Annotated in this window: 15 protein-coding genes and 1 pseudogene; 7 read left to right on the top strand and 9 right to left on the bottom strand. The window is 56.9% G+C overall.

The window, feature by feature from the left end; genetic code table 11:
• On the top strand, positions 1–366 hold the full coding sequence (locus ACQ66M_RS12725; RefSeq protein WP_430404263.1) for a DUF3147 family protein: 366 nt from the start codon (positions 1–3) through the stop codon (positions 364–366).
• 362 nt (positions 367–728) lie between these two features.
• On the opposite strand, the pseudogene ACQ66M_RS12720 reads toward ACQ66M_RS12725, so the two are convergent.
• The 9 genes and pseudogenes from ACQ66M_RS12720 to ACQ66M_RS12680 all read right to left on the bottom strand — a co-directional run.
• Positions 729–889 (bottom strand): annotated as a pseudogene (locus ACQ66M_RS12720) (IS6 family transposase); the annotation flags it as partial.
• A 195-nt stretch (positions 890–1,084) separates the two neighbouring features.
• The gene (locus ACQ66M_RS12715) at positions 1,085–2,062 is read right to left on the bottom strand and encodes a hypothetical protein (protein ID WP_430404261.1); all 978 of its coding nucleotides are present in this window, start codon (positions 2,060–2,062) and stop codon (positions 1,085–1,087) included.
• Between the two features lie 35 nt (positions 2,063–2,097).
• The gene (locus tag ACQ66M_RS12710; RefSeq protein ID WP_430404259.1) at positions 2,098–2,814 is read right to left on the bottom strand and encodes a cupin domain-containing protein; all 717 of its coding nucleotides are present in this window, start codon (positions 2,812–2,814) and stop codon (positions 2,098–2,100) included.
• A gap of 35 nt (positions 2,815–2,849) precedes the next feature.
• Positions 2,850–4,304, bottom strand: coding sequence for a HupE/UreJ family protein (locus ACQ66M_RS12705; protein WP_430404257.1), 1,455 nt, complete (start codon positions 4,302–4,304; stop codon positions 2,850–2,852).
• A gap of 112 nt (positions 4,305–4,416) precedes the next feature.
• Entirely contained in the window at positions 4,417–7,152 is a 2,736-nt protein-coding gene (locus ACQ66M_RS12700; RefSeq protein WP_430404255.1) for a TonB-dependent receptor plug domain-containing protein, read from the bottom strand.
• A gap of 573 nt (positions 7,153–7,725) precedes the next feature.
• On the bottom strand, positions 7,726–8,736 hold the full coding sequence (locus tag ACQ66M_RS12695) for a M56 family metallopeptidase (protein ID WP_430404253.1): 1,011 nt from the start codon (positions 8,734–8,736) through the stop codon (positions 7,726–7,728).
• A complete protein-coding gene (locus tag ACQ66M_RS12690) occupies positions 8,729–9,151 on the bottom strand; it encodes a BlaI/MecI/CopY family transcriptional regulator (protein WP_430404251.1) in 423 nt (140 codons plus the stop codon). Before ACQ66M_RS12690 ends, ACQ66M_RS12695 begins: the two co-directional genes overlap by 8 nt.
• Positions 9,152–9,355: 204 nt before the next feature.
• On the bottom strand, positions 9,356–10,048 hold the full coding sequence (locus ACQ66M_RS12685) for a GntR family transcriptional regulator (RefSeq protein WP_430404249.1): 693 nt from the start codon (positions 10,046–10,048) through the stop codon (positions 9,356–9,358).
• Positions 10,045–11,415: a formimidoylglutamate deiminase gene (locus ACQ66M_RS12680; protein ID WP_430404247.1), complete on the bottom strand. Its 1,371-nt coding sequence runs from the start codon at positions 11,413–11,415 to the stop codon at positions 10,045–10,047. The genes ACQ66M_RS12685 and ACQ66M_RS12680 overlap by 4 nt, the downstream gene beginning before the upstream one ends.
• A gap of 64 nt (positions 11,416–11,479) precedes the next feature.
• On the opposite strand from ACQ66M_RS12680, the gene hutI reads away from it, so the two are divergent.
• The 6 genes from hutI (at position 11,480) to nqrF (ending at position 19,415) form a co-directional block, all read left to right on the top strand.
• Positions 11,480–12,694 carry an imidazolonepropionase gene (gene hutI / locus ACQ66M_RS12675; protein ID WP_430404244.1) on the top strand — a complete coding sequence of 405 codons (1,215 nt, stop codon included), beginning with the start codon at positions 11,480–11,482 and terminating at the stop codon, positions 12,692–12,694.
• The gene (gene hutH, locus ACQ66M_RS12670; RefSeq protein WP_430404242.1) at positions 12,691–14,229 is read left to right on the top strand and encodes a histidine ammonia-lyase; all 1,539 of its coding nucleotides are present in this window, start codon (positions 12,691–12,693) and stop codon (positions 14,227–14,229) included. Before hutI ends, hutH begins: the two co-directional genes overlap by 4 nt.
• Positions 14,226–15,029, top strand: a complete 804-nt coding sequence (gene hutG / locus ACQ66M_RS12665; protein WP_430404240.1) for an N-formylglutamate deformylase — start codon at positions 14,226–14,228, stop codon at positions 15,027–15,029. Before hutH ends, hutG begins: the two co-directional genes overlap by 4 nt.
• Position 15,030: 1 nt before the next feature.
• Complete coding sequence (gene hutU, locus ACQ66M_RS12660; RefSeq protein ID WP_430404238.1) at positions 15,031–16,782, top strand: urocanate hydratase; 1,752 nt, start codon at positions 15,031–15,033, stop codon at positions 16,780–16,782.
• Between the two features lie 74 nt (positions 16,783–16,856).
• On the top strand, positions 16,857–17,570 hold the full coding sequence (locus tag ACQ66M_RS12655) for a hypothetical protein (protein WP_430404236.1): 714 nt from the start codon (positions 16,857–16,859) through the stop codon (positions 17,568–17,570).
• Positions 17,571–19,415 carry an NADH:ubiquinone reductase (Na(+)-transporting) subunit F gene (gene nqrF, locus ACQ66M_RS12650; protein ID WP_430404234.1) on the top strand — a complete coding sequence of 615 codons (1,845 nt, stop codon included), beginning with the start codon at positions 17,571–17,573 and terminating at the stop codon, positions 19,413–19,415. It abuts the gene before it with no gap.
• Positions 19,416–19,446 lie beyond the last annotated feature (31 nt).

Raw genomic sequence — 19,446 nt, 5'->3', positions numbered from 1 at the left:
ATGACCTATTTCCTTCTCAAAGCGGCGCTGTCAGGCTTTCTCATCGCCTTCATCTCGGAAGTCGCTAGGCGGCACCCCAGCTTTGGCGGTCTCATCGCGTCGCTGCCGCTAATCTCGCTTCTGGCTATCATCTGGCTATGGCGGGACACTGGCGGGGATGTCTCTCAGGTCGCGGCGCACGCGCGGGCAACGCTTTGGTATGTTGTGCCCAGCCTTCCATTTTTTCTAATCCTACCGGCGTTGATGGAACGCGGAGCCAATTTCTGGGTGTCGCTGATCATAGCCAGCGTCATCACCATCGGCCTCTATGTCGTGGCGATCGGTATCGCGGCAAGATTCGGCATAACTTTCAATCAAGGACAATGATCATGCGGCTCTGTGGCATTTTTTTTGGGCTTCTCGGGCTTCTCGGCCTTAGCGCCTGTGCGTCATTGGCAGAGACCTTCAAACCCCTAAATGAGGCGCAGGCCGCCGCTCTCGAAACGGAATGCGGCCGACTCCCTGTTTCCAGGCTGAAGGGTTCGGAGTCACCGCGTAGGATCATTTACACCTTATGTAAACGCGACGCGCTAAAAGCGCTCGAAACCCAAGGGGGGGGCTGAATAGTGTCTCATAAATTCGTGCACACCACAGAGCGAACCCTCCCGTCGAGATGGTTCATTCAGGGAGAATTGATGATTTGCGCCACGTCAAGTGACGCCTTGTCAGTCACAACGACTTCAGCTCTGGCGCTGCTTTAGAATCGTGCGAGCGAAGTATGTACCGAACCGGTTCACCCAGAGACGGACACTCTCATGGCAGATATCTTTGCCCCGTTCGTGAAGAAGGTCTTCGACATTGCGCAGGGACAGCGGAAATCAGACCTACATAGCAAGCCAAGTTGGATGATTTCGGGTGAAGTTTCGAATTAGCGGAATGGATTTTTCAACATGAATTGAGGCTACGCGTTGAGATTGGGCACCTTAACGCGTTTGCCCTGAAAAAGCCGGAGAAGTAGATAAATGGGGCGCATGGCCATCCCTGGATGGCCATGCGCCTTCACCTATAGTCGATCCTGACTACTGGATGTTGATGGCCAATACACCTAATCGAACTGGACCGCTGCATTTGCGTAGATCGGATCATAGTAAACGCCGCCAGCCTGATAATCGGCATTCCAGTTTCGTTCGCCGGTCGCATCGATGCGATAGATATATGGCGAGAGAAGCAAGCGTTCCTGATGCCAGCGACCATCCAGCCCGGACGGTATCTGCGTCCCAGACCCATAGAGCATCAATCCCTCATCCGAACGGATCTCGTGCTGCGGACTCACATCCCGATACTCATGGCTCACATTCATGAGCTTGTGACCCAGCTCATGCGCGATCGTCAGCCTGTTAATAGCGTCGTGCTTTGTAAGCGTGATCACGCCGCGTATCCGGTTTGGAATGGTGTCGGCATAAGTGTAGGATGGGAAGGAGAGCCCGGAGGTGTTTACCACTTTTGGGGCCCAGTTACGTCCGCCGTCGATATCCTCATAGTACGGCATGTAAACATTCTGCATCGCAACAAGATATACAGTGCGACTGTTTTCAGGCGCCGGTTCGATAATGGTCTCAAAAGCCTCCAACGCTCCATCCGACATTTCTGTCGGATGGATGGCGCTCTGTACATACATGTTGCCATAGCCACCAGAAGGCAGGTCGGTCTCCCACTTCGAAGCGTTGATGGCCAGGTGCCGAGGGTCGACTGTCCCTGTTTTGACCCAAAGAAGATTCAACTGGACACCTGTCGGCTCAAAGACCTTTTTGGCGTTCCGAAACTCTTCCATCAGACCGCTAAGCGGTAGTTTTTCGACTGCGTCCGGGTGAAGATTCGATGGATAGTATAGACCGATATCGACGGTCGGTTTCCCAACTTCGAGATCGGAATTGACCGCCTCGACATCAATCGTATCGACGAGTCTCCATTGCACACCGATTTGCACAGCCTGCTCTGAGGCATGGGCTGCGGAGGAAGTGTTTGTGGCACATCCGCCCAAACTCAGAACCAGCAGAGAAGCGGCAAGGAACGTCCTTTTCATGGATATTCTCCTTTATAATCTGTTCTCGGTGTGGATTATTCGGCCGCCCCGGAGGCTTCCAGCACGGCATTGAAGTCCGGATTCTTCGACCGGGCGAACTGGATAGCCGGGTGGTCAGCTGGCAATTGATGATAGTAGAACGGCTCGCCATCCTTCATTTGTACATCCAGCTTTGCTGCCATCTCGCCGATGCCCGTGACGAACGACTCGTAATCATCGCCGTCGCGTTTCTTCTTGAAGATCAGGATCTCGGCACCTTCCGCAAACGGCGCTTCCCAGCCGGTTGGCATGTTGGAGCCGAAGTGGAAGATCGACCCGGCTTCCATCACCTTCCGCTTGCCTTCGCTGCACAGCACATAGCGGCCACTTAACGTATAGACAATGCTCTCGGTCGGGTGTGGATGCTCCGACAGGAACATGCCCGGCTCAAGGCGAAGCGTATAGGCGCGCAGCTCTTCACCGAACAGGAGCGGACCGAAATACCCTTCATGCGAGAAAGTGGCGCTGCCACTGTTCATGGCTTCCTGAACACTTTCGATGATCTCAACATTGTTCGCCAGCTGAATGTACTCAGGCGAGTTGGGTGTCGCAGCAACCGTCATGGCTGGCTTCACCTCTCCTGGCATAACGTGCGACCCATCAGCCGCATGAGAGTGCCCATGCGCCTCGTCACTGGTCTGGGCAGTCGTCTGCTGGGAACAAGCTGCGAGCGAAAGAGCAAGCAGGGCAGGAATGATGATCTTAGCATTCATGGGTATTCTCCTTTATAATCTGTTTTTGGTGTGGATCATTCGGCCGCCCCGGAGGCTTCCAGCACGGCATTGAAGTCCGGATTCTTGGACCGGGCGAACTGGATGGCCGGGTGGTCAGCTGGCAATTGATGATAGTAGAACGGCTCGCCATCCTTCATTTGTACATCCAGCTTTGCTGCCATCTCGCCGATGCCCGTGACGAACGACTCGTAATCATCGCCGTCGCGTTTCTTCTTGAAGATCAGGATCTCGGCACCTTCCGCAAACGGCGCTTCCCAGCCGGTTGGCATGTTGGAGCCGAAGTGGAAAATCGACCCGGCTTCCATCACCTTTCGCTTGCCTTCGCTGCACAGCACATAGCGGCCACTCAACGTATAGACAATGCTCTCGGTCGGGTGTGGATGCTCCGACAGGAACATACCCGGCTCCAGACGAAGCGTATAGGCGCGCAGCTCTTCACCGAATAGGAGCGGGCCGAAATATCCTTCATGCGTGAAGGTAGCACTGCCACTGTTCATGGCCTCCTGAACACTTTCGATGATCTCGACATTGTTCGCCAGCTGAATGTATTCAGGCGAGTTGGGTGTCGCAGCAACCGTCATGGCCGGTTTCACCTCTCCTGGCATAACGTGCGACCCATCAGCCGCATGAGAGTGGCCATGCGCCTCGTCGCTGGTCTGGGCAGTCGCCGCGGGCTCTGTAGATGATGAGGTCGGCGAAGCATTAGCTGCGGGCGCCTGCTGCTGTCCCGTTGATCCCATTTCAAGATGAGCATGAATGTGATCATCTCGGCTGATCGGATACTCTTCACGCATCGTGGTGTGGAACAGACCATGAGTCTGCATCAGAAACAGCGCGAAGCCAGCGAACATCAGTCCCGCGTTTATGAAGACGCTTGCAGATCCAAAATGCGTTGTGCGTCTGAGCAGGTTCAAAGCGAGCCACATCACAACGAGCGCAGCGATCTGACCGAACTCCACGCCCACATTGAATGACAAAATGTGCATCAGCAGGCCGGAATCTTCTCGTATTGGCAGCTGCTGTAGCCGCGTCGAGAGGCCAAATCCATGGATCAGGCCGAACAACACAACCATGAGCAACAGATTGGGTGATTTTGTGCCGAACACTTTCGGAAAACCATCCAGGTTTTCAAATCCCTTGTAGATCACCGTCAGGGCAATGATCGCATCAATAAAGAAGTAATTAGCCGTGATGCCTAGATATGTAGCAGCAATTAGCGTGATCGTATGGCCGATCGTGAAAGCTGTGACGAAGCGGAGAATTGACGAAAAACTCGTCAGGAAGAACATGACCCCAAACAAGAACAGTAAATGATCATAACCCGTGATCATGTGCTCGGCGCCCAGGATCAGGTACTGAAGATCTCCCCCTTCCAGCATTCTGCGTCGCGCTTCCTCCGAAATACCATGCGCATGGGCCACAGGTGAAAGCAGGACCATAGAACCGATCAGCGCGGCAACGGCCCTCATTCGTGAAAGCAACATCTCAAACTCCGATATTTTAAGGATTGGACTAGATTTGGCGAATTGCCGGCTTGAGGTAGGGGTACATTCACCCTCAAGCCGGCAACCGCCTGAGCGCTTAGTCCAGAACCCAGGTTGCGCGGGCGTAATAGTATCGTCCGAGCAACGAATAGGTCAGGGTATCGGTATTTCCGTCCGACCAAGAACTGACATAAGGGGCTTTCTTGTCGAACAGGTTGTCAACACCCGCGCTCAATTTCAGGTTTTCTGTAAGCTGATAGCCACCCTGGATATTGTGATAAAGGACAGCATCAATGTCAGTTCCGACTGAGCCGGGTGTGCCAAAGTAGTCCGTTGCCGAACCAATAAGCTGAGCACTGTAGGTTCCGTTCCATGGACCGGATCTGGCCGACCAGGATCCCGTCGCACGCCATGACGGATAGCCGCCATCACAACAACCAACACCACCGTCATAAACGAAAGGCGTGTCCCCGTCGAAAGCTGTTACTTCGTATTTCATGAGGTGAGTGGCCTGAACTTCCACCGAGTGCTCAATGTTACCGGTTGCAAAATCATAGGTCGCGCTGATGTCGATACCCTGCATGACTTCATCACCGGTGTTGGAGCTTTGCGCAGACAGGAAATCGATATCTCCGGTCAAGGCATTGCGCGAGTGATGAGTCGGTCCACAGAAGGGATGGGAAAGACCAACGGACGTGTAGCAGGATGCAAGTTTTGTGGAGCCCGACGTCTGGCGGATGGCGTCCTGGATATCGATATCGAAGTAATCGACTGTGATCGAAAGTCCGGGAACGATACTAGGCTGATAAACAGCGCCGATCGTGAATGTTGTCGCGTCCTCCGGTTCCAGGTTCGGATTACCCCCCTGGTCGGTCAGAATGACTGACCCCAGCTGTGTGTAACCAACCGGCACACCTGCAGCCTGGCAATTCTGATAGATGTTGCTGGACGGATCCATCGACGACCAGTTGGAACAAGGGTCGGTTGTCGGAATCTGCCCCTCACTCACGCCGGAGAAAAGCTCTGTGACACTTGGGACCCGGAAGGCTGTCGAATAGGTGCCGCGTAGTTTGAAGTCGCGAACCAGGCTCCAGTTCAGTCCAACCTTATAGTTTTCATCCGAACCGAAGAGATCATAGTCGGAATACCGCACGGCCAGATCAAGATCGACGGCTTGAGCGAGCGGAAGGTCTCTTAGCAATGGCACATTCACCTCTGCGTAGAGCTCCTGGGCTTCGATCGAACCGCTTACCGGATCCTGCGCATTGCCGAGTGCAAAACCCGCGACAAGCAGCGAATCCGGCTCAAGCCAGCCCTTGTCTTCACGATACTCGAACCCCGCAGCGAACCCGACAGGCCCGGCCGGCAGGTCAAACAGCGCGCCAGAGATATTGCCGGTAAGGCTGATCTGCTCATTTCCGCCGGTATCACGCTGGTTGATCAGGATATAGTCGCCTACTGCCGAGGTCAGGTCGCCTTCACCCAGAATATCCGCGCAGGGTACACCGTTTGCCCCACAAAGCGCAGGGTCGAGGGTTTCGGCCAGGCGTTGCGTATTGATATTGTTCTGCAGCGCATCGACGGCCGTGTTCCTGCCCCAATTAAAAGACAGGTCATAATTCCAGCCTTCCCACAGATCGCCCTCAATACCAGCGACCAGCCGCCAAGTCGAAACATCCTGCTCGAACTGCCTGGAACCGAATTCGGCCGTACGGCGGCGCAGGAGTATGATGTCTTCGCCGGTGGGGTTTGTCGGATGGGATGCATCGAATGCAATATTGGTCAAAGTTGCCGGTGATCCGGGCTGGTTCGACGTGCGCCAGTTGAACAGTGCTTCACTGAAGAACCGTATCGAATCCGTGATTTCATAATTACCAATGGCCGCAAAGCTTACCCGCTCGACGGGATTGGAGGCATTGAAGAATGGATTGGAATTGAATCCATGCGCGGCAAGGCTGAAGGGCTCATACGCATCGCCGCCAATGAAATTGATCTGATCGCCATTCGGCAAAACTGCCCGCCCACCGGCCGTGCTCGAACTCCCCGATGTACACTCGAGATCGCCATCTCCATCAAGGTCCGCCAACGCACAGGGCGCCCGCACATCAAGCGGCGCCTCGAGATTGTTCTGGTAGCTCGCATTGAACATCAGGCTGCCGCGATCGTTGACGACACCCCATGTCATGTCGAGGAGATATTCTTCGGCGTCCCCGTGATCGGAGATGCCGAATTTCGAATCGATCCTAAACCCCTCAAATTCATCCCTGGTAATGAGGTTCACGACACCAGATACAGCATCGGCGCCGTACACAGCTGACGCTCCATCCTTCAGGACTTCGACACGCTGGAGGAGCGAGACCGGGATCATGTTCAGATCGACCGAGCTGTTTGCGCCGGAACCGCCTGCCACAACCCGCCGCCCATTCAGCAGTACAAGTGTACGGTTCGCGCCGAGACCGCGCAGATTGACCTGCGCCGTTCCCCAGCCTCCCGACACCCAGTATGCGGCATTGGAATTCCCGGCAAAGCCCGCCGAAAACGACTGGGTCTGAAGGAGCTCTTCCACATTTGTTATGCCGGTCGCGTATATCTCTTCATCATCGAGAACAGCGAGCGGGCCGACACTTGTCAGGTCGCTGCGCTGAATTCGGCTACCCGTCACCACCACCTTTTCCTGAAGCGCTACATCATCTCCCTGGTCAACCGTGACAAGTTCGGCCTCCTGCGCGGACGCGGCACCTGCGACTATGAACGAGACGCTCAAAGACATTGCTGTCGACACCATGAGCTTGCTCGCAAACCCCCTGGTGTTCTTCGAACCACTAAATTTCATTTCATCACTCCCATGATTGCATCCATTAGCTACCCGAGCAGTTTCGAGCCTAATGACGGTTAGACTAAAGTCGAGGCGCCTCATCGATCTTCGGCGCCATCGCCGGCAATCTGATCAACCTCGAACAAAAAACCGACTGACAATCGGTTTTGTGCATAAATTGCAGGCGCAGGTCGGCCCATGCCCCCATCACCCCCGGACTGCTTGTGCAGCCCACTGATGAAAATATTTGACTCAACTGGCACTCCCCTCGGCTAGCGTGCTGAATTCCGCTGTATTCAGTCTAAAAGCCATCGAAGATCCCGTCCGACAACTTCATTCCAGCACTAACGCGATCTCCGAAATTTGGCGAAGAGCCCCTTTCGAAGAACCACAGTGTTATTGTGAAAAAAACAAGCGTCAAGATTTTTTTGACCGAGTACTTGTTATTATGCATGCACATAACAAATTTTAGGCACCGACTGAAAACGCAATAAGCGTCCTGAATGAAATCTTGATGAAGCAAGACAGCCTGGATTCAGTGTTTGATGCACGCGCCGGATATCTTGCAAAAAAAGCTGCGCCACGAACGCGTCAACCGAGCGCCAGCCTCAAGACCTGCTCGAGACCGTGATGAACCGGTTCGGCGACGATGAATGACACGATGACCGAATAGCAGATCAACCGTTCGATAATCATTGTCCCGCTGTTGCGCCTTGGCGGGGGCGTTTGAACGAGCCAAGCAATCCGACGCTCCAGTGACTGTCCGAGCACAGGGAAAACTGAAAAGGATGCAGCGTCCGACTCGCGCGAATGTCGTTGCAGCCGCAATCGACCGAGCGTCACGAGCGCCTCTGCCACAGCAAAGCGGTCGCCGCACTGGCTGGCGGCGTACCGGTCACATTCATGCTCTACAGACATCAAAAACTCTTTCGTCAAACCGCGCCGGGCTTCGGGAAAGAAAGGCATGGTCAGAACCTGGAGCGCGAAGAGCGAAAGAACGTCGGCGCGCCGCGCGTGCGCCCGCTCATGATCAAGGACGATCCGGACCTGCTCAGGAGCAATGCTCCTTAGCAACTCCGCACTTATGATGATCCGCCGCCGAAATATGCCGATGCAAAATGCGGAAATCGCGCCGGAATCAACAACCCACGCCCCAAGACTTCTTTCATAGCGGCCACTGGTTTCAAGATCTCTAAAGAGTCTGCTGTGCAAGCGCATGCGGCGCACAAAAAGAATGACAATTGGCGCAGTGAAAAGCGCAAGTACTGCCAGAAAGACGAGAAACGCGGGGCTCGTCAGCATCATTGGCTCATGTGGGCGGCAGTACGTCATTGCTATTTCGTAGTGGCAATGCGTGGGCAAAGTATTGAACCCGGCAGATGTCGGTACCGCCGCACAGGAGACAAACAACGCAAGGCTGACCGCGAACGGGAATGACGCATAGCCGAAGATTGCACGACAATACTGTCTGGGACTCAGGTCAGACAGATACCGATGAAATCGGGGCCACACTGCGCTCTGAAGCGCGCCGATGCTCAGCGCAGCAAGCAAGGCCGCAAAAAGCGCAATACCGAGATTAGGCAAAAATGCGGCATTAGCCATCATCTTCTCCTCGCCTTGAGGCGTTTTGCTCCTGCCGTCTTTCCTTGATCAGACGCTCAAGCGTATCAAGCGCGGCACTGTCCGACTCAGTAGCATGGTCGAGAAACGCCAGCAGATAGGCATCTCGGGAATTATCGGACAAAGACCGCAGCACATCATCCATAACGCGGCTGACAACTTGAGACTGGCTTACGGACGCCTCGTAGAGATAAGCATGGCTGACTTTGTGGCGGGAAAGCAGCCCCTTTTTGTGGAGTCGGTCCATCGTCGACTGAAATGTGTTGTAAGACTGACCGTCCTTGTGCCCTAGCTCCTGATGCGCCGCCTTGACCTCAGCCGGTCCGCTTTTCCAGAGGTATTGCAGAATGGAAATTTCGAGAGGGCCCAATGCAATTTTGCGGGTACGCACCGTCATCTATGGGCCCTTCTAGCCTAGTGGCTGAATTCGATATGGTTTCAGCCTAGAGAAGTCTCAATAAACCCGCAACGGCCACACCCCTCTCGGTGCACCCTACCAAGAAAATGCCCGTTTCAAATGCATTTGGCAGTGTTTTGGTCGGTGATGCGCAAAGAATCCGGCCAATGCATTCCCGCAGTCAGGATACCGCAACGGAAATAGCTAAAGCCGCGAATACAACTGATACCCCTCACGATAGACGAGCTTCATGGTCGTGACGAACTCACCGGCGAGGGACGTGGTTCGGTCAATTACGAAAAGCGCATCCCCCTCATTGCACTCCAGCGCGCTCGCGACATCCGCACCCGCCGCGACGGCACTGAACGAAACATCGCCACTGGAAAATGGAACCGTCTGAACCAGCCACTCATTTGCGCTGACTGAGTCTAATGGCGCGTTCCGTATCTGTGGTACGACTTTCAGATTGATCCAACGCGCCTCATACGCGAAGGGGCGGCCATCGGCCAGATGCACCGTGTCCAGTTGTAAGGCTTTGGCTCCGTTCTCCAGACCAAGACGCGTGCGAATTGACAGCGGCGGCACTTTTTCGACCTTTCGGAGGACTTGGTGCCGGTAGTGTCCACCAAATGCTTCGACCTGCTCACGCACGATCGGTATGTCGAACTTGGCTTGTCGGACAGGCATATTACAGACACGTGTACCGCCTTTTCTTTTGCGAACGACAAGCCCTTCATCTGCAAGTCCCTGCAGCGCACGATTAATCGTTGTGCGTGAGCAACCATATTCTTCGGCCAGTGCGACCTCACCCGGGATAAGTTCCCCGAGAGCCCATCCCCCATTTTGAATCCGTTCGAGTATGGATTGGCGAATGGTTTGGTGCGTCACCTTATTCATATCGTTCCCCTGAGTCGCATATTCAGCTCGGAATATGCCGCACTTATCTCGTGACGATTCTTATGCCGACCGCCTCTGACCATATGCCGCCCCGCCGACCAGACATCGGTTATAATGTCATCCTTGCCTGCAAATATCCATGCATCAAGTACCGCGTCCTCTCGCAAGGCGCCCACGACTGGCGAATTGCTGTCGAGCGCGATCAGGTCTGCCAGGGCACCGATTTCAATACGGCCCGAGTTGCGCCCGAGGGCACGTGCCGAACCGCGTGCCGCGCGCTCATACAGATACCGGCCATTCGACAATGTATGGTCATCTGTGAGGATCGAACGCCTGCGATCCCGTAGCCTCTGAGAGACCTCGAGCATCCGTAGCTCCTCCGTTAGACCGATCCTGACATTCGAATCCGACCCTATGCCGATCATTCCGCCAGCACCAAGAAAGCGCTGCCCATCAAAGATCCCATCTCCGAGATTGGCCTCGGTAATGGGACATATCCCCGCCACCGCCCCAGATCGGGCCAAGCTTACCGTCTCGTCCGGCTCCATCTGTGTAGCATGGATCAGGCACCAGCGCTTGTCGACGGGCATATGGTCGAGAAGCCACCGCACCGGCCGGGAGCCCAAAGATTCAACGACTTCCTCGACTTCGCCGACCTGTTCTGCGGCATGAATATGGATCGGCCCCTCCGGGCAGAGACCCAGCGCCAACTCAATGCCTTCTGTTGACACGGCCCGCAGCGAATGTGGCGCAACACCGAGATTAAAGTCAGATGGCATGCCACCAAGCCTAGACGCGATGCGCTCATATAGCATCGTAAATTGCTCGAGATCGCAGCCGAAGCGGGCTTGCCCGCCCTGCAGGGCCCGCCCATCCAGCCCACCCTGCATATATAGAACAGGGAGATGGGTATAGCCGATGCCGGTAAGCTGCGCGGCCTTGAAATGCCTCAGCGACGTCTCATCGAGCTGGTCATAGGGTTTGCCGCCCGGCGCATGATGGAGATAATGAAATTCCGCCTGCGCAGCATATCCCGCCTCCATCATTTCCATCTGGACCTGCGCCGCAATAACTTCGATATCATCTGGAGAAAGCAGCTCCAGGAACCGGTACATGACCTGCCGCCAGGTCCAGAAATCATCAATCGCCGTCGGGCCGCGCTTTTCAGCCAGTCCCGCCATCGCCCTCTGGAAACTGTGACTGTGAACATTGGCCATGGCGGGCAGAAGCACCCCTACGGAATGGTCGCAATGACCATCGCTTTCCGCAATGCCAACTACGAATCCTTCTGTGTCAATGGTGATCTTTGTATCATGCAACCACCCGCTTGCGGATAGCACTTGTCGAGCACTAATTTCAATCGTCATCTTGTCTTGCATGCCCCTTTTATGTGTGTACATATTAATTTGCTGCTGCCATAAGACAAGAGCGATGACACAACAAACCCTCTTTACCGATTGCACTGTTGCAACCCTGAAATCTGGTCAGCCGAATTACGGGCTGATTGAAGATGCTGCGATTCTTCAGCGCGATGGTCTGATCGAATGGATCGGCCGGTCTGGTGCCGTCCCTCTAAAACAGAGCGAGATGGATAAGCAGTCTCTGCAGGGCCGACTCGTCACGCCCGCCCTGATCGATTGTCACACACATCTGGTATTTGGCGGTAATCGTTCGAAGGAATTCGAACAGCGTCTTAAGGGTGCGAGCTACGAAGAGATAGCCAAGATAGGTGGCGGCATCAATTCCACCGTCGAGGCAACCCGCGCCGCCTCTTTCGACGCGCTTGTTTCCGCATCACTGCGACGCCTTGATGACCTGATCAGTGATGGGGTTGCGGTCGTGGAAGTGAAGTCCGGATACGGGCTCACCATAGACGACGAGATTCGCATGCTCCAGGTCGCTAGGAAACTGGAAGAATTGCGGCCCGTGAAGATTGTCACGACCTGGCTGGCAGCGCATGCCGTACCACCCGCCTTTAAAGGCCGGGCTGATACCTATATTGACCAGATTGTCATTCCGGGACTGGTGCGCGCAGCAAACAAAGGTCTGGTAGATGCGGTGGATGGTTTCTGCGAGACGATCGCCTTTACATCGGGGCAGATCGAGCGCGTGTTCCAGGCTGCGGGCTCACTGGGTCTTCCCGTCAAGCTGCATGCCGAACAGCTCTCCGACCAGAAGGGCGCCCTCCTCGCCGCCCGCTATTCGGCCCTTTCGGCCGATCACCTGGAATACCTCTCAGCCACAGACGTCGAGGCCTTTGCCGCCGCCGGAACTGTTGCCGTTCTGCTTCCCGGCGCGTTTTACACGCTGAAGGAAACGAAACTGCCGCCAATCGCCGCCTTGCGTCACCATGACGTCGATATCGCCATTGCGACTGACTGCAATCCTGGCAGTTCGCCAATCTCATCGATCCTGACCGCCATGAACATGGCCTGCACCGAGTTTGCGCTGACGCCTGAAGAGGCCTTGGCAGGCACGACACGTTGCGCCGCAAAGGCATTGGGGCTGTCAGGCGAGTACGGCGAGATCACAATCGGTGCCCGTGCGGAGCTCGCCGTTTGGGATGTCGAACACCCCTCCGAACTTTCATATTGGTTGGGCGGCTCTCCCCTTCACAAACGCCTCTCGCACGGGATTGCAGCATGACGACTTCACTCAATCCCGGCTACGTATCGCTCAGCGACCTCGAAGCGATCTATCGTGGCCGCGGCGCGTTCCGGCTCGATGAGACAGCTTACGCGCGTGTCGCGGAATCGGCCGCTACTCTGGCGCGGCGGATTACGGACGGGGATGCGATCTACGGCGTAAATACAGGGTTTGGAAAGCTCGCATCGATCCGCATCAGCGACGACAAACTCACAGCCCTTCAAAAAAACCTTGTGCGCTCGCATTGCGCGGGTGTGGGGCAACCACTCTCTGCGAACGTCGTCCGCCTGATCATGGCGCTTAAATGTGTTTCCCTTGGACGGGGCGCCTCAGGCGTTCGCCCTGAACTCATTCACCTGATCCAGAACATGGCACGCGCCGGCATCCTGCCCGTCATTCCGGCCAGGGGGTCGGTCGGCGCATCGGGTGACCTCGCCCCGCTCGCCCATTTGGCCGCCAGCCTGATCGGCGAAGGGGAAGTCTTCTATCGCGGCGAGCGGATGCCTTCGGCAAAGGCGTTGCAGGCTGAAGGCATCGCGCCCATCGAACTGCAGGCCAAGGAAGGACTGGCCCTCCTCAATGGCACGCAGGTATCAACCGCCCTGGCGCTCGCAGGATTGTTCGGCGCATGGCGCCTGTCGGTGTCATCGCTCACGACTGCGGCCCTGTCGATTGACGCGGCCATGGGGTCCAGCGCACCGTTCAGCGACGAAATCCATCAGCTGCGCGGACACCAGGGGCAGATCGACAGCGCCCGGCGCCTGCGCGAACTGCTTCAGGGATCGGAGATCCGGGAGAGCCATATGAGCGGCGACGAGCGGGTCCAGGATCCTTACTGCCTGAGGTGTGCGCCCCAGGTTATCGGCGCATGCCTTGACCAACTCCGGCAAGTTGGCGCGACCTTGCAGGTCGAGGCGAACGCTGCGACCGACAACCCACTTGTCCTGTCAAATGGCGAGATCGTCTCCGGCGGTAACTTCCATGCAGAGCCGGTGGCGCTCGCCGCCGATCAGGCCGCCATCGCCATCTCAGAAATCGGCAGCATCGCCCAACGCCGGATCGCCATGCTGGTCGACCCCGCCCTTAGCTTCGGTCTACCGGCCTTTCTCGCGCCAGACCCCGGACTTAAATCAGGCCTCATGATCGCCGAAGTCACGTCTGCTGCCCTCATGAGCGAAAACAAGTCACTCTCCAATCCGCGTTCGGTCGACTCCACGCCAACCTCAGCCAATCAGGAAGATCATGTGTCCATGGCTTGCCATGCGGCACGCCGGCTGCTGGAAATGAACACAAATCTGGCCGGCATTCTCAGCATTGAAGCCATGTGCGGTGCGCAGGGCATTGAGCTGCGCGAACCCCTACAGACCAGCGAACTCCTCTCCAGCGTTATCAGGACCATTCGGAAGCACTGCCCCCCACTCGACGATGACCGCATGGTCAGCGCAGACATCGAAGCATTGACCGATCTTGTCCACGAGACCGGAGCGCTCTGTGATCTGAACAGCGGCACCTCGGCCATCGGATTGGTCGTATGACGCCGGTCACAATCATTCGCGGCTCGGGACCAGTCATCCTCGGCCAACCCCATTCGGGAACCTACGTGCCGGATGACATTTTCGCTCAGTTGAACGATCTTGGTCAGCAATTGCGCGACACTGACTGGTACATTCCTCGGCTCTATGATGGCCTCCTCGACAATGTCACGATCGTGAGCGCCAATTTCAGTCGCTATGTCATCGATGCCAATCGCGACCCTGAAGGCACGAGCCTCTATCCCGGCCAGAACACAACGGAACTGGTGCCGACCAGCACTTTCGACAACGAGCCCATATGGCGTGCCAACCCGACAGAATCGGACATCACGCATCGCCTCGGATCATACCACCGCGTCTATCACGCAGCCCTGGAAGCGGAGATCGCGCGGGTGAAGGCAGAGCACGGCCTCGCGGTCCTATACGACTGCCACTCCATCCGCTCCGAAATCCCCCACCTGTTCGATAACCAGCTGCCCGACCTCAATATCGGTGACAATGGCGGACAGACCTGCGCTCCCACGATCACGTCTGCGGTCGCCGCCGCATGCGCTCAATCGCCCGCATACAGCCACGTCGTGAACGGCCGCTTCAAGGGCGGCTGGACGACCCGCCACTATGGCCGCCCGGAAGCCGGCGTACATGCGATCCAGATGGAACTGGTCCAGCGCTGCTACCTCGAATCCGAAATGCCGCCCTTTTCCTATTCCACCAGCCGCGCGGCCCCTTTACGGGACCTGCTCGGCACCATCCTGAAGGCCGTCGAAGATACGGCAAACTCCAGCCTCAAGACGGAGACCTGACATGGACACGCCCCGCAAGAACAGACGCGACATCAAGAGCCCGACAGGTCCCGAACTCAACTGCCTGTCCTGGACCACCGAGGCACCTTTCCGGATGCTCCAGAACAATCTCGACCGGGACGTAGCCGAAAACCCTGACGAACTCGTCGTCTATGGCGGCATCGGCCGCGCCGCCCGGACATGGGCAGATTTCGACAAGATCATCGAAACACTCAAAACCCTGACAGAGGAAGAGACGCTGCTGGTCCAGTCCGGCAAGCCCGTCGGCGTCTTCCGCACCCACAGGGATGCTCCGCGCGTCCTGATCGCCAACTCGAACCTGGTGCCGCACTGGGCGACCTGGGATCATTTCAACGCGCTCGATAAGAAGGGCCTGATGATGTACGGCCAGATGACGGCCGGCTCGTGGATCTATATCGGCACACAGGGAATTGTTCAGGGCACATATGAAACCTTTGTCGAAGCGGGGCGCCAGCATTATGATGGCAACCTCAAGGGAAAGTGGATCCTCACAGGCGGCCTCGGCGGCATGGGCGGCGCCCAGCCCCTTGCGGCGGCCATGGCAGGCGCGTGCTGCCTCGCTGTCGAATGCAACCCGGACAGTATCGATTTCCGGCTGCGCACCCGCTATCTTGATGAAAAGACCGACAGTCTCGACGAAGCCCTCGCCCTGATCGGAAAGTGGACAGCGGCGGGCGAAGCCAAATCCGTCGGCCTTTGCGGCAATGCGGGCGACATCTTCCCCGAACTGGTCAGGCGCGGCATTCGCCCGGACCTGGTGACAGACCAGACCTCGGCACATGATCCCATCCACGGCTACCTGCCCATTGGCTGGACGATGGCGGAGTGGAAAGAGAAACAGGCAAGCGATCCGAAAGCCGTCGAGCAGGCGGCCTGCGCGTCGATGAAGATTCAGGTCCAGGCCATGCTGGACTTCTGGAATGCCGGTATTCCCACGCTCGACTATGGCAACAATATCCGACAGGTCGCCTTCGATGCGGGCCTCGAGAACGCCTTCGACTTCCCGGGCTTTGTTCCAGCCTATATCCGACCGCTGTTTTGCCGCGGCGTTGGCCCGTTCCGCTGGGTCGCGCTCTCGGGCGATCCGGAAGACATCTACAGAACAGACCAGAAGGTCAAGGAACTGCTGCCCGATGATGCCCACCTGCACAGGTGGCTCGACATGGCACGCGACCGCATCGACTTCCAGGGCCTGCCCGCCCGCATCTGCTGGGTCGGGCTGGGCGACCGTGACCGCCTCGGGCTCGCCTTCAACGACATGGTCGCCAGCGGCGAATTGAGCGCCCCGGTCGTGATCGGCCGCGATCACCTCGACAGCGGATCGGTTGCCAGCCCCAACAGGGAAACCGAGGCCATGAAAGATGGCTCGAGCGCCGTCTCCGACTGGCCGCTGCTGAATGCGCTGCTCAACACTGCGTCCGGCGCAACATGGGTCAGCCTGCATCATGGCGGCGGCGTCGGCATGGGCTATTCCCAGCATGCCGGAATGGTCATCGTCGCCGATGGCACCGCAGATGCCGCCCGCCGCATCGCGCGCGTTCTCTGGAATGACCCCGCTTCGGGGGTGATGCGCCATGCCGATGCCGGCTATGAAGACGCAATCGACTGTGCGCGCGAGAAAAACCTGAACCTTCCCGCGATCATTCCAAGCGGTGGGGATGCTCACCACTCGGATGAGGCGATTGTTCCTGAAAACCCGCCTCGAATCAAAACACCCTTCCGGGCTATTTGAACAGGTCTCCTCGTCCTGGCCTTCCGCCTATCCGTGCCTGCCGGCTGCAACTTCCTAACCTATCAAGGTACCCCATGAGCAGAAAGATTTCATTCAAAGTACGCCAATGGCACAAATGGCTCTCGCTCATCATTGGCGCGCAAGTGCTCCTCTGGCTCGCCAGCGGTGTGTATATGGTCGTGATAAATCTCGACTTTATTCACGGCGACCATCTCGTCCGGAACATGACCAGCGCACTCGAGGATAACGCTCCACCGGCCGTCGTCTTCGCCGATGTGCTCTCTGAATACCCTGAAGCAAGCGAGATCGCCCTGGTCAGCTGGACGGGGCAGCCCGCCTATCGGGTTCAGTCCCCAACTGGTGCCCACCTCGTTAATGCGATGACGGGCCTTGAAATATCGCCGCTGACGGAAGCCGACGCGATTAGCGTGGCTCGGTATCACTATACGCGAGCAGGCAAGATCAAATCGGCGACCCTTCTGGTAGAGCAGGCAGATGCGCCAAGCGAAATCCAGTCCCGCAAGCTCCCATTGTGGCGAATAGATTTCTCCGATGCCGGGTCGACCGCTCTTTATGTGTCACCGGACGACGGATCACTCATCACAAGGCGGCACACTTACTGGCGCATCTTCGATTTCGCCTGGATGCTGCACATCATGGACTATGAAGAACGCGCCGACGTGAACAACACCCTTCTGCGCATTGCCGCCGGGCTCGGCATGGTTCTGTCAATTCTGGGCACATGGTTGCTGTTCTTCAGCTTCAAGCGCCGCCGTGGAGCAATCTAGATGATGACAATTGTTCGACAGGCACACAAATGGATCGCACTCATCCTTGGTATCCAGCTCACGCTGTGGATGCTGAGCGGCCTTGGCATGGCAATCCTTCCCCACAGCAAGGTGGCAGGTGATCATCGCATGGCGGAACGCGCCGCCCCTGCTCCACTCCTGAAAGCCGCGACCGGCCAAATCGGCCTGCCTGCAACGGTGGACGGCGCCGAAGTCCAGCAGGTTCGCCTGCGAAATCTGGACGGTCGGGTGATATTCGATACGGTAACATCTGACGGATCCGTGCTCTCGGATGCAGTCACCGGAGCGCCCATAATCGTAGACGAGGGACTCGCCACCCGGATCGCGCTTACCGATTATGCCGGCCCCGGTGACGTCGTGAACGTCCAGTATATGTTAGAAACAACGCTGGAAGTCCGAGATCATTTGGCCCCTGCATGGAGGATCGACTTCGACGACCCGGAACGGACTACGATCTACGTATCGGGACGCAACGGTCAGATCCTGGAGCGGCGCAACCACTACTGGCGCGCATTTGACATCTTCTGGATGCTCCACATCATGGACTATCAGAATCGGGCCAGTTTCAACCATCCACTCATTATCACCGCTGCGCTTATCGTGCTCTGGCTGGGTCTCAGCGGGATCGCTCTGTGGTTTGACAGCTTCCGGCGCAGCGATTTCAACCTCGTCGGCAAGTGGCGAGGCCGCGGCAAGGTCTTCCCCCTGTCACTCACCGACAGCGAAGGCAGCGCGATTAAGATGGCCAGCGCCCGACCGATGCAGTCCCTATTCGCCGCAATGGACGAGCAGGGTTATCCACTTCCATCAACATGCGGCGGGGGTGGCACATGCGGTCTATGCAGGGTCCAGATTGGCACCGCCCTTCCAATACTACCCGCTGATCGCAGGCAAATCCCGGAAAGCGAACTGGCATCCGGCTATCGCCTGGCGTGCCAGCACAGGGTGGAAGCACCACTCGTGGTCACCCTGCCGCACGGCCTGCTCGACGCGAAAAACCTGGTAGGTACGATCGCGGCGACAAACTTCATCACGCCTGACATGTATGAGCTGCGCATATCGCTCCCCGAGCCGCTCGACTTCAGGGCTGGCAGCTATATCCAGGTCAAGGTTCAGCCCTTCCGCTGGGATATCGACCAGTCTAATCTGCCAAATGCGGTCAAGACCCGATGGGAAGCCTCAGGAACAGCCAAGGCTGTCGGGACCGACGAGACGGTCTACCGGACCTATTCTCTCGCGAATGCCCCAGGCGAGCTTGGCAATGACATCATCCTGAGCATCCGTCTGGCGCTCGCAAAACCTGATGCACCAGGCGCTTCTGCAGGCATCGGCTCGACATATCTCGGCTCTCTGGTCGCCGGTGATACGATTGAATTGCGAGGGCCTTTCGGAGACTTCCATGTCGACTCCGAAGCCAGTGAGAAAGTATTCATTGGCGGAGGGGCTGGCATTGGGCCGATCCGCTCGATGATTGTCGACCAACTGGCCACGAATGGCCGAACTTCGCGAATGTCGCTCTGGTATGGCGCCAGGACGCAGGAGCACATTGTCTACAAAGACGACTTCGAGAAGCTGGCAAGCGCTCACCCGAACTTTTCCTGGCATGTGGCCCTGTCAGAAGTGCCGGAAACGGATGACTGGCCCGGCGCGCGCGGCCTGATCCACGACCTCGTCAGAGATCAGTATCTCGCCTCGCATCCGGATATCGAGCGCTGCAGTTTCTACATTTGCGGCCCACCACAAATGCTGAAAGCGGTCCTGTCGTTGCTGAAGTCCCTAGGCGTGAATGACAGCCGAATTATGTTCGATGATTTCGGCAACTGACGTGATGGCGATATAGGCAACCATCTTGATT

It is taken from the genome of Hyphomonas sp. (assembly GCF_965284475.1).
Classification (GTDB): domain Bacteria; phylum Pseudomonadota; class Alphaproteobacteria; order Caulobacterales; family Hyphomonadaceae; genus Hyphomonas.
This window is presented reverse-complemented; position numbering and strand designations above follow the sequence as displayed.